This is a genomic window from Clostridium sp. LBM24168, from assembly GCF_052953915.1.
Map to the genome: position 1 here is coordinate 2,893,519 of NZ_CP196861.1, position 15,096 is coordinate 2,908,614.

Consider the following 15,096-nt stretch of genomic DNA (forward strand, 5'->3'; position numbering starts at 1 on the left):
CCTCAAAATTTATTTTAAATATACTGCCAAACAGGACTATTTATAGTCAAATCTATTTCTTTTGCAAAATTTACTGCCCCCTGAAATCCTCCAAGTATATGCTTCCTTTCATGATTATGGTCACAAAATGCAACTCCAAGCTTATAGGCAAGAGGTCTCTCTTTAACTCCACCTACCAGAATATCCGCACCTTTCTCAACCATAAATTTTTCAAGTTCATAAGGATTTGCATCATCAAGTATTACAGTTCCTTCATTCGTAATCTTTTCAATTATTTCATAGTCTTCAGGTTTACCTGTCTGAGTTCCTACCATAACAGTTTCCATGCCCAGGTCTCTAAACTGCTTTATAAGAGATATTGCTTTATAACCACCGCCAACATATATGGCAGCTTTTTTACCCTTCAGCCTTCCCCTGTAATATTCAAGTTCAGGCTGTATTTTCTCCTCTTCATATTTTATAAGTTCTTCCGCTCTTCGTACTGTATTCTCATCACCTATGATGCTCGCAATTTGAATCAGTGAATTCTCTGTATCTTCCAATCCAACAAAACTTGTTTTTATAAATGGAATATCATACAGCTCTTCCATTCTCTTTGCAAGATATCCCATGGAACCTGCACATTGAACTATATTCAGTTTAGCTTCAGGAGCTTTTATTATCTCATCATATTTTCCATCACCTGTTAGCTTGGATACAATGTCAATACCTATTCTTTTTAAATAATTTTCTACCACCCATACTTCTCCCGCCAAATTAAAATCACCCAGATAGTTGATTCCATTTACTTTTTTTGAGCTTTTCTTATCACCTATAAGTTTTATTATTGCATCACATGCAGCTCTATAGCCTGTGGACTTATTTCCAGAAAATCCAGGAGATTTTACAGGTATAACCCTTATTGAATATTTTTTTTCCGCCATTTTACAGACTGCATCTATGTCATCACCGATAACACCAACTATACAGGTTGCGTATATAAAAATAACCTTTGGATGAAATTTTTTTACAATTTCATCAACAGAATCTCTCAGCTTTCTTTCTCCTCCAAATATAATATCTGTTTCACTTAAATCCGTAGAAAAACTATTCCTAAACAATTCGGAACCACTGCTCAAGCTCCCTCTTAAATCCCATGTATATGCTGCGCATCCTATTGGTCCATGAATTAAATGGAAGGCATCCGTTATAGGATTTAGAACTACCCTTGCACCACAATACACACAGGCTCTCTGGCTTACCGCACCAGATACACTATTCTGATCACACTTAATTTTATTTTCATTATCTTTTGAATTGTAACAGACAAATTCTTTTCTATCTTCTATAATTTCAGCTTTCCTATTTTCCATAAAACCGCCTCCAAAAGCCTTATTTAAAGTGAATTCAGGATGAAAACATCCTGAATTCAAAACAATTAATTTCTTTACCTTACTACTTCAAAGTCTTCTTCTGCACATTCTCTTTCTACTTTGTCCAGCATAGCATTACACATTGATTCAACCAGCTTTATTGCACCGCTATATCCAACTTTTGGAGTATACTGATGTCCATATCTGTCCATTACTGGGAATCCAAATCTAACAAATGGTATATCTTCTTCCCTTGCAATGAATTTCCCGTAAGTATTTGCTATCAGCAAATCTACTCCTCCATTTTTTATCAACTGGTGTAATTCAAACAAATCTGTATTGGCTTTAACTATACCTTCTACTCCAGTCTTGTCCAGCATTGCATTGATTTTGTTCTCAAATGCTTTGCCTGGAGTTCCTGTTATAACGTATTTTGGTATCATACCCAATGCCAGTACAAATTGAGTCAATGAAATAACAACATCAGGATCTCCTGCTATAGCTACTTTCCTACCATTGAAATACTGAGCGCTGTCAAGCATAAGATCAAGCAGCTGACCTCTTTCTTCTTCTAATTCTTCAGGTACAGCCTTTCCTGTCAATTTGACCAATTTCATCAAAAGTTCATCCATTGCATCAATTCCAATAGGAGCTTCCAGTGTATTAAAAGGTACTTTACACTTTGTTTCAAGCTTCTTAGCTGCATCTTCTGAAGCAAAACTTCCAAAAGCTATAGTTGAATCTGAATTTCCTGCATCTATTATATCTTCAATCTTTGCTCCGCCCTTAGGAAATATTTTATAATCTCCTGTATTTGGAACATCAAATACTCCATTAGTATCAGGGAATATTATATATGGAATATCCATAAGCTTGAATATTCTCTTCATTTCTTTCATGTCGGCAGGTCCTACAAATCCAGGTATTATATTGATTTTGCCGTTTTTCTTTCCGCTGTTAACTGAAAGATAATCAACCATGCTTCTTACCATATTTGAAAATCCAGTAACATGGGATCCAACATAACTTGGAGTATTAGTATGAATAACATACTTTCCTTCAGGTATCTGCATATCTCTCATGTAAGTAGGCAAGTCATCTCCTATTGTTTCTGAAAGACATGTTGTGTGTATAGCTATTATATCCGGATTATACATTGCAAATATATTTTTTACTGCTGTTTTGATATTTGCTCCTCCCCCGAATACACAAGCTCCTTCTGTAAATGAACTTGAAGAAGCCATTGCAGGCTCTTTAAAATGTCTTGAAAGAACCGTCCTGTGATAAGAACAGCATCCCTGTGATCCGTGACTGTGCGGCAGACAATTATGAATTCCGAAAGCTGCATACATAGCTCCAACTGGCTGACAGGTCTTAGCTGGATTTATTCTTAAAGCCTTTCTTTCTACTAATTTTTTTGGTGTTGCATCTAACATTATTTTCCACCTCCTGAAACAGCTACTTCATCAGCTACTTCTCCATCTATCAATGGTTCTTTTTTCCATGGTGGAGTCAAATACTTCCATGCTGGTGTATGAACTCCTCTTGCAAGTTCCCTTGCAAATATTACTGCACCTTTAAATCCTGCATATGGACCTGTATAATCATAAGAATGAAGCTGTCTTGACAATACACCCATCTTTTCAATAACATATTTTTCTTTTATTCCTGTCAAAAACATGTCAGGATGAAGTTCTTTTATGAATTTTTCCAATTCATGACCATTTATATCATCTATCATTATAGTATCATTATCCATTTGCTTTACAAGACCGCCATAATATTCCAGAGGAAGTCCTTCTGCCTTAAGAGCCTCAGCTCTTTCGTTAGGAATTATGACATGATATTTTTCTTCGTCCTTATGGACTGTTATTTCAGGTATATTCTTACTATCTGCATCTACTTTTATCGTCGGAATGACCTCACTTCCTTCATAGTCATCTCGATGACCAAATTCATGTCCTGCAAGAATAGTTTTTATTCCAAGATCCTCAAGCAATACCTGATATGTCTGAGCCCTTGAACCTCCAACATATAAACAAGCTGTTCTTCCTTTGAGTTTTTCTCTATAATAATTTATATCTGCTTCAATTTCACCGAGCTCTTCCTCAATTACCTCTTCTGTTTTCTTGTACAGATATGGATCATCAAAGACCTTTGCCAATTCTCTTAAAGTATCAATCGTACCTTTAACACCTATGAAGTTACATTTGATCCATGGAATACCATATTTAGTATTCATCATGCCAGCTATATAGTTAATTGACCTGTAACACTGAACCAAATTAACATCTGCCGTGTGTGCATTCTGAATTTGTTCATAACTTGCATCACCGGTAAGCGTTGCTACAACATTATATCCTATCTTATTGAGAATTCTTTCAATTTCCCATGAATCTCCGCCAATATTGTACTCTCCAAGTAAATTTATGGAGTATTTTTTATGCTCATGAGTTCCTGTCCCGATTATATCACTCATAACAGTATTGTTTGCTATATGATGGCCTGCTGACTGAGTTACTCCTTTATAACCCTCACAGCTGAAAGCAAGTACTGGTATACCGTACTTTTTCTGTGATGCAGCTGCAACTGCCTGTATATCATCTCCAATAAGTCCAACAGGGCATGTTGCATATATTCCTACAGCCTTTGGATGAAAAATTTCAACTGCTTCGTCTATAGCTTTCTGTAATTTGCCGACTCCACCAAATACTATATTTTGCTCCTGCATATCAGTACCAAAAACATATTCATTGAAATTTTGTCCACCTTCTTCTGGCTTTGATTTAAATCTTCTTCCGCCCCAGGTATAAAAAGAGCATCCTACTGGTCCATGAGTTATGTGAACCATATCTTTGATAGGTCCCATAACAACTCCCTTACATCCAGCATAGCAACATCCTCTTCCTGTAATTACTCCTGGTATGGTTCTTATATTAGCTGCAATAACCGGACTCTGGTCCTCTTCCGTTTTTACAACAATATGCTTTTTTCTTTTCTTATATGTTTTAGCCGGATATGGTTCTAAAACTTCATCAATAATCTGACTTAATTCCTTTTTCATAAAATCATCCTTTCATAAAAATTAAATAGCTGCATCCCCTGTTTCTTCTGTCCTTATTCTTAAGGCATCTGTAACATTTGAGACAAATATTTTTCCATCGCCAGGATTTCCTGTTTTATTTGTTTCTATTATAGTATCTACAACTTTTTTTGCATCCTCATCCTTTGTCAATATTACAATTAATCTCTTTGAAATCAATCTATGAACCTCGGATATCTGTTCTATAACTTTTTTATCAGTTTCAGCTACTACATCTTCTTCAGATACATAACTTTTTATTAAAGAAAAATTTACTTTTTTCTTCCCCCGTCCAAGTACTGTTTTACATGTAATAGAAGGAAATCCAGCTTCGGCAAGAGCATCCTTTGTCTTACCTACCATATTCATTCTAATGATAGCAATAACTTCTTTCATACTGCATTCCTCCTTTTATAATCCGCTTGTACCTGAACTTATCGTATATACTTCTTCTACAGGAGCTATGAATATCTTTCCATCTCCAAAGGCTCCCCTGCTACCAGTTTTAGCATTTTTAGTAATGATTTTTACAATATCGTCTTTATCCTCGTCTTTTATTACTATAAGCAGCATCTGTTTTGGAATTTCATCATAAAATACCTCGCCGACTTTTACTCCTCTTTGTTTACCTCTACCAACTACATCAAATTTAGTAACTGCAGGAAATCCAGCATCACATAATTCAGAAAGCACAGTTGTAACTTTTTCCGGTCTTATAATAGCTTTTACCATTAACATTATTGAACACTCCCCTTTTCTGTGTTAAAATATAATAGTTATTAGAATTTAGCTGATTCTAATATTTTTTTGTGTATCTCTTTAATTTAAATTATGATTCAAGAGATACATTCCCTTTTCTAAACTTTTCTTTTCTAAATTCTACATTCATATTTATGCATCCATAAGACCATATTCCATCATTATTGCTTCCAGATCTTCCTGTGCCATAGGCTTTGGTATTACAAACATGTCATTTCCATCTATAGCCTTAGCCAATGCTCTGTATTCATCTGCCTGTTTAGCTTTTGGATCATACTGGATGACAGTCTGCTTGTTTATTTCTGCTTTTGTAACCTCCGGACTTCTCGGTACAAAGTATATCAACTGACTTCCCAGTTTTTTAGCAAATGCATCAAGCAATTCATACTCATTTGCAACCTTTCTGCTGTTGCATATGATACCGCCTAATCTTACTCCACCTGCATTTGCAAACTTGCTTATACCTTTTGATATGTTGTTTGCTGCATACATTGCCATCATTTCACCGCTGGCTACTATATATATTTCCTGTGCTTTTCCTTCACGTATTGGCATTGCAAATCCTCCACATACAACATCTCCAAGTACATCATAGAAAACATAATCCAGATCGTCGGTATATGCTCCAAGCTGCTCAAGCATATTTATTGAAGTTATTATTCCTCTTCCTGCACATCCAACTCCAGGCTCCGGCCCGCCGGATTCAACACATTTTATTCCTCCAAAACCTGTCTTCAATATTGAATCCAGATCAACATCTTCTCCCTCTTCTCTCAATGTATCGAGAACTGTTCTTTGAGCTAGTCCACCCAAAAGAAGCCTAGTAGAATCTGCCTTAGGGTCACATCCTACTACCATAACATGCTTTCCCATCTCTGCCAGTCCTGAAGTAAGATTTTGTGTTGTTGTGGATTTTCCTATTCCACCTTTTCCATAAATAGCTACTTGTCTCATTTTCCATTCTCCCTTATTTTTAGATTTTTAAAACTTAAATTTTATGCCTCAAAATTAAAGTCCTTAATAATTTATAACCAAATATATCACATTTAATTCAAAAATACAATACTTTTTTTAGCAATTTATTAAAATATGCCTATTGTAAATGTTATATTATTAAATAAAACCGAATTAATTATTATTTTAATAACTATTCACCGATAACGTTTTCTAATAAATTTTATACTGTCATATTTATTTATGTTGTATTATATAATAACTTAGTTATAAAATTTATTATGTTTTATCTCATTTTATAATCTTATATAATATGTAGATATTATTTTTATTATAAAAAATATAGCTCCAATTAAATAAAGTTGTATTTTTATGGGATATGTATTAAAATCATTATAAATAATACATAAACTTAAAATTATATATTACTTTTTGCTGACTCTTTATCATACTCATATATGAGAGGAGGTAACTTTATGTTAGAGAATACAGCTTTAACTCCACAAGAAGTGGCTGAAATGTTAAAAATAGCTAAAAATACAGTTTACGAATTAATTAAAAGAGGCGAATTAAATGGCTACAAGGTTGGTAAAAAAATTAGGGTAGACCTAAAGGATGTAGAAAACTACAAGAATAAGACTAAAAATATCAAGACCATTCAATTTAATCCCGTCAAAAACGACAATCTGGAATATGTAGATATTTTTTCTCAACAAAATATTGGTAACAGTAATGATTTTATAATATGCGGTCAGGATGTACTTCTTGATATTTTATCTAGATATATAGAACTTTACTCACCTAATATTAGAACTTTCCGTTCATATGTAGGAAGCTATAACGGATTATTAGCTCTATATCTTGGCAAAATACAGGTGGCCACAGCACATCTATGGGATGGAGAGTCAGGACAGTACAATATTCCTTTTGTAAGAAGATTAATTCCTGGTATCCCTACAGTAATAATCCATTTAGCTTGTAGAATGCAGGGTTTTTACGTATCCAAGGGAAACCCAAAAAAAATTCAGGACTGGAATGACTTAAAGAGATCTGATTTAACTATAATAAATAGGGAAAAAGGATGTGGAACCAGAATTCTATTGGATGAACACCTTCGTTTACTTAATATAGATGGAAAATCCATAAACGGATACAATAGAGAATGTTTTTCTCATCTTGCTGTAGCAAGTACTGTAGCAAGAGGAGGGGCAGATTTAGCTTTAGGTAATGAAAAAACAAGTCTTCAAGTTAAAAACATAGATTTTATACCGCTCCAGAAAGAAAGATATGAATTGGTCATAAAAAAAGAAGATATAGATAAATCCCCATTTAAAACAATAATAGATATAATACGCTCAGATGAATTTAAATCTGAGCTGCTTGGAATAGGGGGATACGATTTAACTGAAACAGGTAATATTATAGCTGAATTATAGATTTTTAAAATATATCAATTTCCATATTGACGGGATTGATATATTTATTTTTAAAAAGGTGAAACCCCAGAATTAACCGGGGCTTCAAGCGGGGAACTATTCATTTAATAAATAGTCATATATATATACGTAATGTACTTAATAATTAAAGGGGCCAAAATTAAAAAATATAAATCTAATTTTCTTTGCATCCTCTCACATATTAATTATAAACAAAAAACTTATGTTCATGTATCTGAAGAACGAAAAAAAGAAGCAACCAGTTTACTGGATAACTTCCTTGATTGAATACATTTTAATAAATCTTAATGGAACCTATGGCGGAGAAAGAGGGATTTGAACCCTCGCGCCGGTCACCCGACCTACGCCCTTAGCAGGGGCGCCTCTTCAGCCACTTGAGTATTTCTCCATGTCCTACAAAATAAATTAAATGGCGGAAAGAAAGGGATTCGAACCCTTGGTACGGTCACCCGTACGCCGGTTTTCAAGACCGGTGCCTTAAACCAACTCGACCATCTTTCCATATCATTTTATATTATTCAGATGCCTCTACTGTAATGACAACAACAGAAATTATTATAATATAGAAACATTAAACTGTCAAGCAAAATCTAAAGTAAAAAAGTCCAAAAAAGTATTGCTCTTTAATGGACTTTCATTAATTTACTTTATTACTTCTTTTCCTGCCATATAAGGCTTAAGTACTTCCGGTATCTCAACAGTTCCGTCTTTTTTCTGATAATTTTCAAGTATAGCCGCAACAGTTCTCCCTATAGCTACTCCTGAACCATTTAAGGTATGAACATATTTAGGCTTATCCTTTGGAGTTTCTTTATATTTTATATTTGCACGTCTTGCCTGAAAATCCTCGAAATTACTACAGCTTGATATTTCTACATATCTATTATAACTTGGCATCCAAACTTCTATATCATATTTAAGTGCCGCTGTAAAACCAAGATCACCTTTACATATTCTTACTACTCTATATGGTAATTTCAATCCTTGAAGTACATCCTCAGCATCTTTTGTTAACTTTTCAAGTTCCTCATAAGATTGTTCTGGCTTTGCAAATTTAACAAGTTCAACTTTGTTAAATTGATGCTGTCTTACAAGTCCCCTAGTATCCCTTCCTGCAGAACCTGCTTCTGATCTAAAACATGCACTATAGGCTACATGTTTTATAGGTAAATCATCACCTTTTAAAATTTCATTCCTATATAAATTTGTTACTGGAACTTCAGCTGTAGGTATTAGAAAGTAGTCATTATTTGCAATTCTAAAAGCATCTTCCTCAAATTTTGGAAGCTGACCTGTACCTGTCATACTTGTTCTATTAACCATATATGGCGGCAATATTTCTTCATATCCATGTTTTTCAGTATGGACATCTAAAAAATAACTTATAATTGCCCTTTCAAGTCTTGCTCCCAATCCTCTATAAAAAGTAAATCTTGAACCCGAAACTTTTCCAGCTCTTTCAAAATCCAGTATATTCAGATCTACACCAATATCCCAATGTGCTTTAGGTTCAAAATCAAATTTAGTTGGTTCATGCCACCGTCTTATCTCTACATTATCAGCATCAGATTTTCCATCTGGAACTTGTGGATTCGGTATATTAGGTATTCTAAGCATTATATATTGTATTTTATCATCAATCTTTGAAAGATTAACATCATATTCCTTTATTTTTTCAGATAGTCTTTTCATTTCAGACAAAAGATCATCTACATTTTTTCCATTTTTTTTCATTTTGGCTATATTAGATGATGCTTCATTTCTATTTTTTTTCAATTCTTCAACTTCAACTAAAATATTCCTTCTATTCTGATCTAGCTCTACAACTTCATCTATATCAGACAAATCAAAATCTTCTCCTCTATTTGATAAAAGTTTTTTTATTTCCTCTGGATTATTTCTTATTCTTTTTAAATCTAACATCTATACAGTCCTCCTTAAATTTATAAACACAAAAAAGGAGTTTCTATCCCTATAAAGGGACGAAAATCTCCGCGTTGCCACCCTAATTTAACCAGACAATATCTGATTCTCTTGAAAATATAACGGTTATACCGAGCTGAATTTAACAACTACCTCCAAGCTGGATTCATAATGTTACAATATCAGTTTGCACCAAAATACTGATTCTCTTAAATTTGTAGTATTATTACTGAACTCTTCATAGGAAACTAATTTTTGCCTTAATTATATATGAAATACATTTTTATGTCAACAAAATAGCTATTACTTTACTATTGCATCTTTATCTGACGTATATTTTGCTGCTTGCGAATATTTGTAGTCAATATTCCATTGATAATACCTACCATCATTACGATGATCTTTCAATTTATAATTCTCTTTTAAGAAATTTCCAAAATCCTTACTAACCTTAATAGAGCCTTTAATATTTAAATGATCTGAGTTATACATTTCATTTTTGAAATCAAATCCTATTTCGTCCATTTTATCGTTATAATTTATAAACTGAATATCATTTTTTTTCGCAATTTCCATGACTTTATTAAACAATTTAGCCTTCTGCTTAGACCAAGCGTTTGATCCAGAATCCGCATTATAATCACAAGGTGTATTTACCAAAATTAATTTTAAACCATTATTTTTACATAGTTGTATAATCTTATTTAAATAAAGTTCTGATTTAGGTGGAAGATTTACTGTTTCAGAAATTGTTTTTGAATTTTGATTATAAGTTGAATCATCCTTCCCATATATCTTGGTTCCAGCAGAAAATCCTTTTGCATAATATTCCTCAGCACTATTATAGTTTAAATCCCTATGTGTTAATTCATTCCATCTATAATGGTATTTTAAAATTGGAAATATGTAACTTACTCTATCCCTAAGTGGTGTACAATTTCTAATTAGGTCTATCTTATTTAAAGAAAACTTCATATTATCAATGGCATTACTTATATATCCTTTATCACCATACTCGGCAGTTCTTGTCAAATAATAAGCATCAACTACTACAATAGGATTCTTATGATTTTTCAAAACTTCCTTTAAAATATAATAAGTTACATCTATAGATTGCCCACCTGTAGCATAATTAAAACTTGTTATTCCATAATAATGCCATAGTATATTAGGGTCTATTCCACTATTCATATGACTTCCTCCCATTAAAACAACATCATAGGCATCCCCTGTATGATTATACAATCCTTCAATTAATTTACCACGATGATTTGTTTTTAATATAAATAATGGCGTAATAAGATAAATTATAAACACTAAAAAAGTAGAAAGAATTAAAAATTTTATAATCGCCTTTTTAATCACAAGTGTGCCTCCTAGAATCTAGAATATATAAACTGTTGAACATTATATTCTTCTCCATATATACCAAATATTAATATAACTACTATTGATGTTAAATATACGGACCATCTCAATACAATATTCTTTTTTAACAATTCATCTCTCAGACTTACTTTTCTTTGCATTAAATCTGCTACAAAAATTATAATCAGTCCAAATAATGCAACTAAAAAATTAGGTTGATCTAACCCAAGTTTGTACAACGAACCATCTACAAATATTGATGGATTAAAATATAACATATTTTTTATTAATATGATAGAATTTCTAAATGAAGTTGCTCTAAAGAACAACCATGCAAAATCAATTAATACGAAGTTAATCACTACTTGAATTAATTTATATACAAAGGTAGTTGTTTTGATATTGAATTTTTTTATGATATTCTTTTTTATAGGACTAAGTATATTTCCAATCACATAATACATTCCATGTAGAAATCCCCAAATTATAAAAGTAAAACCTGCACCATGCCACAGACCACTTACCAAGAATACAACCATAACATTAAAGTAAGTTCTTAACTTACTGCATCTACTTCCTCCTAATGGGAAGTATAAATAATCCATAAACCAACTAGTAAGTGACATATGCCATCGTTTCCAAAATTCCCTTATTGATTTTGAAAAATATGGTCTTTCAAAATTTTTGGATAACCTGAATCCCATAACTTCAGCTGCACCTATTGCTATATTAGAATATGATGAAAAATCACAGTAAAGCTGAAAAGCAAAAAATACCGTGGCTATTATTATCTCAAATCCTCTATAATTCCCGGGACTACTATATACCGTATTTACTACTTGCCCTAATCTATCTGCAATCATAATTTTTTGAAAATATCCCCATAACATTAAAAGTAGTCCATTTTTTACTCTATTATAATCAAAATAATGTTTTTCATTAATTTGATGTATGAAGTTCTTTGATTTCTGAATGGGTCCTGACAACAATTGAGGAAAAAATGATACAAATAAAGCATACTTCGCCAAATTTTTTTCTGCCTTAATATCTTTCCTATATACATCGATGGTATAGCTTAAGGCCTGAAATGTGTAAAATGAAATTCCTAATGGCAATAAAAAATCAAACGATGGCACATTTATAGTAATATTAAATTGAGAAAAAAAACGTACAATAATTGTAGTAAAAAAATTATAATATTTAAACAGTGCTAGAATACCCACATTACTTGATATACTCAGGAATACCAATAATTTTTTTATCTTTACTTTATTTGCTTTTTCTATTAGTAGTCCGCTAGTATATGTAATTATTGTAGATATAATAATTAAAAACACATATTTAGGATTATGACTCATATAAAAATAATAACTTGCTATAAGAAGCCACACCCATCGTACCTTATGTGGTATAAGAAAATAAACAATGGTTACTATTGGGAAAAAAATTAGAAACTGTATTGAATTAAAGTACAAATTATAGTACCTCCTCATTAGTTACAAATATTAAATATTATTTAAATATAGTAGTATATAAAATATACATACTACTATATATTATTATATCTATATGTCAAATTAGTGACAGTCCCAATAACTATACTGTAAAAATCAATATTGAAATAGCTTTAAATGTATTGGACAATTATCTATATATCAGATATACTATAAAAAAGTAATTTCTATTAAGTACTGTAATTAATATGGATATTAGTATGGAGGCATAAAGATGGGAAAAAAGAATATTATATGCTTTATATCTATATTATTGAATATACTTCTTATATTTTCTAGTATATATGTAATTTATAGGAATCATAAGCCACAGATTTTACAAAAAGAAATTATCACAAAAAATGCATATTATTTATCAAAGCAAAGTCAATTTGAAACTTTAAACATAAAAAGCGGAGACATTATATTTTTAGGAGATAGCCTTACAAATAGATCTGAATGGGAGGAAATATTTAATAATCCCAATATAAAAAATAGAGGTATTGATGGAGATACTACAAATGGTGTTCTAAATAGGGTAAATACAATTACTAAGGGATACCCTAAAAAAATATTTTTGATGATAGGAATTAATGATCTTTTACATAAAAAAGATATTGCATATATATTGAGTAATTATAAACAAATTTTAAATCAAATAAGGAATAATTCTCCAAATACGATTATTTACATTGAAAGCATCTTGCCCAATAACCATATTAAGTCCAATAAAGACGTTACACTCTTAAATGAAGAATTGCAAAAATTAAGTAATAATAAAATTATATATATAGATTTATTTCATAAATTTGTAAAATACAATAAATTATCAAGTAAATATACTTATGATGGAACTCATTTAAATGGTCATGGATATCTAATATGGAAAAATGAAGTAAAAAAATACATTAACTAGTACTAATACAATCTTATCTTAAATTTTATTCAAATTTATTTGTTTAAAAATTTCCGGATGAAGTATTATTTTAGTAATTTTATTAATAAATTTGGAAGAAAGCACTATTACAATAAGAAGTGAAAGTATGATAATAAATACTTCACTTATAAAAGAATTTATATAATCAAAAAAGTTGTATTTAACTAATATCTTAATAATGAAACCATGAAAGACATATACAGCCACAGTTCTCGAACCAAATTTTGTAAAAAACAAATTTTTGTTTGGAATTAAAATTAACACAAAAACAGATATAGCTGTAGCTAAGATATATGTAAGTATACGTACTACATACTTAGGATAAATTAAACTATTTAATTGTTCATATGTGAAACTACCATAGAACCATCTATAATCAATTATATCATTTAATAAATACATTAGTAGAAAAATAATGAATAAACCCAAAATAGCATACTTTTTTCTAATATATTTTTTTATGATATCTATATGACATCTTTGGCAAAAGTAACCTACTAAAAAATATGGAAAAAATATTATAGTTCTTGATAAACTTAAATAGTATCCAATATTACTATCATATCCACATAATATAGAAACAGCAATTGCTATTATAATAGGATATCTAACTTTAGAAAAATATGGTAATATCAGATTCCATGTAAAAAGTGAAAGAAGATACCACATAATCCAATATGGATAAATAAAAGTAATCTTAAAGCTCTCTATTTTAAGTATATATATATTAAATAAAGAATATAGTAATTGAAAAATAATATAAGCTATAAAGATACTATTAATTTTTAAAAAATTTTTTTTATCACTATTGATATTTTTTGAAAAATAGCCTGAAATAAAAACAAAAAGAGGCATATGAAAAGAATATATAAAATTATATATTAATTTGGCATTTGAATATAAGCCAATCAATGGCTCAATAGTATGTCCAATTACTACTAAAGTAATCAGAAGGAATTTTAAATTGTCAAAATAACAGCTTCTATATTTTGTTGAATTCATATTAAGTTCGATATCCATAATCAAGCTCCATTCCTTATAATATGCTGTCATATCATAAATCCATTCATATATTTATTTATCTATTATATAGTTACATTGTTACAATAAGGTGTTATATTAATTAACTAAATTTAAATATAATGAACATCATATAGAATACATTGACCTTTTTGTTGTGTCTAAACTAATAAATTAATGGGCAGAAATTATTTTATAATTTATTAACATTCTAATATTGCTAAAATATTAATAACATTTCTACATATATTTACTTTATCAATAGAATTATAAATATATTAAAAGACATATATGCATAATATCTATATTTTATTGCCAAACTAAGTCTTGTAATTAATCTTGGAGGTGATATTATGCACTCTACGAAACTAGAACCATATGAAACATTAAGAAAGCTAAATAGTAATGTTCCCATGGTAGAGGATGATGATCTAAAATATTTTATGGAAAGAAGTCTAAATGTAAAAAAAGACAACCTAAAATCCATACAACGATTTATTAATAATACACAATAAAATAAATGACTTTTAGATACTCAATTAAAAAATGATTGTAAGGAATTAGAACAACTTATATATTCATAACTTAAGATAGTCTTTTTACTTTTTTATAAGAGAAAGACCATAGTCAGTATTCTTATACTAAACCATATCTCTTGAAATATTTATATTTAACTGTTCCAACTGTATTCTATCCACCAGTTGGAACAGTACTAGCAATACTTTATACACTTAAAATAAAATTTTTACAC

General features: G+C 30.5%; 13 protein-coding genes, 2 tRNA genes and 1 other annotated feature. Of the genes, 3 read left to right on the forward strand and 12 right to left on the reverse strand.

The window, feature by feature from the left end; genetic code table 11:
* Positions 1-14: 14 nt before the first annotated feature.
* The 6 genes from nifE to nifH form a co-directional block, all read right to left on the reverse strand.
* Positions 15-1,352, reverse strand: a complete 1,338-nt coding sequence (nifE, locus tag ACSVC9_RS14405) for a nitrogenase iron-molybdenum cofactor biosynthesis protein NifE (RefSeq protein WP_446898124.1) — start codon at positions 1,350-1,352, stop codon at positions 15-17.
* Positions 1,353-1,426: 74 nt separating this feature from the next.
* Complete coding sequence (nifK, locus tag ACSVC9_RS14410) at positions 1,427-2,788, reverse strand: nitrogenase molybdenum-iron protein subunit beta (RefSeq protein WP_446898125.1); 1,362 nt, start codon at positions 2,786-2,788, stop codon at positions 1,427-1,429.
* Positions 2,788-4,416 carry a nitrogenase molybdenum-iron protein alpha chain gene (gene nifD / locus ACSVC9_RS14415; protein ID WP_446898126.1) on the reverse strand — a complete coding sequence of 543 codons (1,629 nt, stop codon included), beginning with the start codon at positions 4,414-4,416 and terminating at the stop codon, positions 2,788-2,790. The genes nifK and nifD overlap by 1 nt, the downstream gene beginning before the upstream one ends.
* 21 nt (positions 4,417-4,437) lie before the next feature.
* Entirely contained in the window at positions 4,438-4,830 is a 393-nt protein-coding gene (locus tag ACSVC9_RS14420) for a P-II family nitrogen regulator (protein ID WP_446898127.1), read from the reverse strand.
* 15 nt (positions 4,831-4,845) lie between these two features.
* Positions 4,846-5,172: a P-II family nitrogen regulator gene (locus ACSVC9_RS14425; protein ID WP_446898128.1), complete on the reverse strand. Its 327-nt coding sequence runs from the start codon at positions 5,170-5,172 to the stop codon at positions 4,846-4,848.
* Between the two features lie 153 nt (positions 5,173-5,325).
* The gene (gene nifH, locus ACSVC9_RS14430) at positions 5,326-6,147 is read right to left on the reverse strand and encodes a nitrogenase iron protein (RefSeq protein WP_446898129.1); all 822 of its coding nucleotides are present in this window, start codon (positions 6,145-6,147) and stop codon (positions 5,326-5,328) included.
* 476 nt (positions 6,148-6,623) lie between these two features.
* Between nifH and ACSVC9_RS14435 the strand changes: the two genes are divergently transcribed.
* Positions 6,624-7,583, forward strand: coding sequence for a substrate-binding domain-containing protein (locus ACSVC9_RS14435; protein ID WP_446898130.1), 960 nt, complete (start codon positions 6,624-6,626; stop codon positions 7,581-7,583).
* Between the two features lie 318 nt (positions 7,584-7,901).
* Here the strand turns inward: ACSVC9_RS14435 and ACSVC9_RS14440 are convergent.
* The 5 genes from ACSVC9_RS14440 to ACSVC9_RS14460 all read right to left on the reverse strand — a co-directional run bounded on the left by ACSVC9_RS14440 (position 7,902) and on the right by ACSVC9_RS14460 (position 12,370).
* A tRNA-Ser gene (locus ACSVC9_RS14440) sits at positions 7,902-7,992 on the reverse strand.
* Positions 7,993-8,014: 22 nt separating this feature from the next.
* Positions 8,015-8,105 (reverse strand) — tRNA-Ser (locus ACSVC9_RS14445).
* A 141-nt stretch (positions 8,106-8,246) separates the two neighbouring features.
* Complete coding sequence (gene serS, locus ACSVC9_RS14450) at positions 8,247-9,527, reverse strand: serine--tRNA ligase (RefSeq protein WP_446898131.1); 1,281 nt, start codon at positions 9,525-9,527, stop codon at positions 8,247-8,249.
* A 52-nt stretch (positions 9,528-9,579) separates the two neighbouring features.
* Positions 9,580-9,778, reverse strand: a binding site (T-box leader).
* Positions 9,779-9,830: 52 nt separating this feature from the next.
* Positions 9,831-10,892: a hypothetical protein gene (locus ACSVC9_RS14455; RefSeq protein ID WP_446898132.1), complete on the reverse strand. Its 1,062-nt coding sequence runs from the start codon at positions 10,890-10,892 to the stop codon at positions 9,831-9,833.
* An 11-nt stretch (positions 10,893-10,903) separates the two neighbouring features.
* Positions 10,904-12,370: an MBOAT family O-acyltransferase gene (locus ACSVC9_RS14460; RefSeq protein ID WP_446898133.1), complete on the reverse strand. Its 1,467-nt coding sequence runs from the start codon at positions 12,368-12,370 to the stop codon at positions 10,904-10,906.
* A 253-nt stretch (positions 12,371-12,623) separates the two neighbouring features.
* Between ACSVC9_RS14460 and ACSVC9_RS14465 the strand changes: the two genes are divergently transcribed.
* Positions 12,624-13,304 carry a GDSL-type esterase/lipase family protein gene (locus ACSVC9_RS14465; protein ID WP_446898134.1) on the forward strand — a complete coding sequence of 227 codons (681 nt, stop codon included), beginning with the start codon at positions 12,624-12,626 and terminating at the stop codon, positions 13,302-13,304.
* 18 nt (positions 13,305-13,322) lie between these two features.
* Here the strand turns inward: ACSVC9_RS14465 and ACSVC9_RS14470 are convergent, their stop codons facing one another.
* A complete protein-coding gene (locus ACSVC9_RS14470) occupies positions 13,323-14,378 on the reverse strand; it encodes an acyltransferase family protein (protein ID WP_446898135.1) in 1,056 nt (351 codons plus the stop codon).
* A 320-nt stretch (positions 14,379-14,698) separates the two neighbouring features.
* Here ACSVC9_RS14470 and ACSVC9_RS14475 point away from each other — a divergent pair, with 320 nt between their 5' ends.
* Positions 14,699-14,860 (forward strand): hypothetical protein, encoded by a 162-nt coding sequence (locus ACSVC9_RS14475; protein ID WP_446898136.1) that lies wholly within the window; start codon positions 14,699-14,701, stop codon positions 14,858-14,860.
* Positions 14,861-15,096 lie beyond the last annotated feature (236 nt).

Excerpts from the sequence above, each read along its gene's own strand:
- nifE (WP_446898124.1), bottom strand. The coding sequence starts at position 1,352 with ATGGAAAATAGGAAAGCTGAAATTATAGAAGATAGAAAAGAATTTGTC.
- nifK (WP_446898125.1), bottom strand. The coding sequence starts at position 2,788 with ATGTTAGATGCAACACCAAAAAAATTAGTAGAAAGAAAGGCTTTAAGA.
- nifD (WP_446898126.1), bottom strand. The coding sequence starts at position 4,416 with ATGAAAAAGGAATTAAGTCAGATTATTGATGAAGTTTTAGAACCATAT.
- ACSVC9_RS14420 (WP_446898127.1), bottom strand. The coding sequence starts at position 4,830 with ATGAAAGAAGTTATTGCTATCATTAGAATGAATATGGTAGGTAAGACA.
- ACSVC9_RS14425 (WP_446898128.1), bottom strand. The coding sequence starts at position 5,172 with ATGTTAATGGTAAAAGCTATTATAAGACCGGAAAAAGTTACAACTGTG.
- nifH (WP_446898129.1), bottom strand. The coding sequence starts at position 6,147 with ATGAGACAAGTAGCTATTTATGGAAAAGGTGGAATAGGAAAATCCACA.
- ACSVC9_RS14435 (WP_446898130.1), top strand. The coding sequence starts at position 6,624 with ATGTTAGAGAATACAGCTTTAACTCCACAAGAAGTGGCTGAAATGTTA.
- serS (WP_446898131.1), bottom strand. The coding sequence starts at position 9,527 with ATGTTAGATTTAAAAAGAATAAGAAATAATCCAGAGGAAATAAAAAAA.
- ACSVC9_RS14465 (WP_446898134.1), top strand. The coding sequence starts at position 12,624 with ATGGGAAAAAAGAATATTATATGCTTTATATCTATATTATTGAATATA.
- ACSVC9_RS14470 (WP_446898135.1), bottom strand. The coding sequence starts at position 14,378 with ATGACAGCATATTATAAGGAATGGAGCTTGATTATGGATATCGAACTT.
- ACSVC9_RS14475 (WP_446898136.1), top strand. The coding sequence starts at position 14,699 with ATGCACTCTACGAAACTAGAACCATATGAAACATTAAGAAAGCTAAAT.